This window comes from Methylobacterium sp. 13MFTsu3.1M2 (genome assembly GCF_900112625.1).
Classification (GTDB): Bacteria; Pseudomonadota; Alphaproteobacteria; order Rhizobiales; family Beijerinckiaceae; genus Methylobacterium.
In genome coordinates, this window is record NZ_FOMM01000063.1 from 1 (window position 1) to 1,288 (window position 1,288).

Here is a 1,288-nt window from a genome sequence, read left to right on the forward strand (position 1 = left end):
TCAGCATTAGGAGTTGGTCTATTGCGATAGTTATGGCTCAAAGAAGCAGCAATATTGCCGATTGTTTTCAGTTTTTCTGTTCGAAGAATTGCATAACTCATAAAACACATCCTATCGCTAGTTTTCCCCCAGTGTGCCACAGGGAAAAACATTAGCGAAGCGGAATGTGTACTCACTACACAATTTTAAAACTACGTTTTCAAATTATTCCATGAGCGGGGGAGATTTCTCCCCTCGACCCCTCGAAAAACGCGATGCGTTTTTAAGCCCGAACAGAAAATCCTTCACGGATTTTAAGTCGGTCTGAATCCCATTTTTTTCAAAATCGGATTCCACGAGTTCAAGAAAATCGACACGTTTTTTGTGATAACAAATAGTCCACCAGTCTTGTGAACTTAAAGCCAATGCATCATAAACCTGGCTAGATTCATCTTCTTTTTGATTTGCCAAATCTTCATCTTCTTCTAAATTTTTTAAACCTAATAATTCAAGTAAACCATTACTTGGCCGAATCTGTCTTGCGCCTTTGAATGCCTTGGCATATGTCCTAAAAATTCGGCTGTATTTATCAGATGTACTCACTTCCATTTGTGCTAAATCCAGTACTTCCCACATAGTCAAACTGGACATATTTTTTTTGCCGATCTTCATATGTGATTGGGTCAGCTCGGAAGCCAAGCCCCATTTTGCAATATAACTTGCGTAGGTCTGCTCACCTGTTTTTTCCATTTTCAGGTCTACACCATATTTACGACTAGGCTTTCCAAGCCCACGTTTGACACACTTCTCAGCCCAGAATTCGTAAATCTCATCCTCAATTCTTTCTATATCTTCTTTCTGATATTCACGATCTAAAAACAGCAGTATATGCAGGTGAGGGTGAAAGCCATTTCTATCTGAATATTTGACCTCTGTTGCCGTGATCTCACCGACTACAGGGAACTGGTCTGCAAACCATTCCCGACTATTTCTATTTGTGAACAAGTAATTTTTAGCCTTTTTCATCTTGCTCAATAAGTCTTTCAGATCATCACCAAGATAGTGAGGAATAGTCAGCGTCAGCATTGCTACATGCATACCTTTTGCGTTAGCTGAAGTTACCGCTTTAGCCACTAATTCTTTTTTTGCCAAACTCACTTTTTTTGAGCAATCCGGACACGTCCAAACGCTGCCACAATATTGAATATTGTCATAGCTCGCCCGTTTTTTAGCAGAGTCATAACGAACACCAACCGGCATTTTTTCAGAAATACGCAACTTGCCACAGTAACAGACACGAAATTCCTGT

1 protein-coding gene is annotated in these 1,288 nt (G+C 40.0%); it reads right to left on the minus strand.

The window, feature by feature from the left end; all coding sequences use genetic code 11:
* Positions 1-204: 204 nt before the first annotated feature.
* Positions 205-1,288, minus strand: a 1,084-nt coding sequence (locus BM314_RS29820; RefSeq protein WP_091982170.1) for a protein rep, incomplete at its 5' end; no start/stop codon positions are given.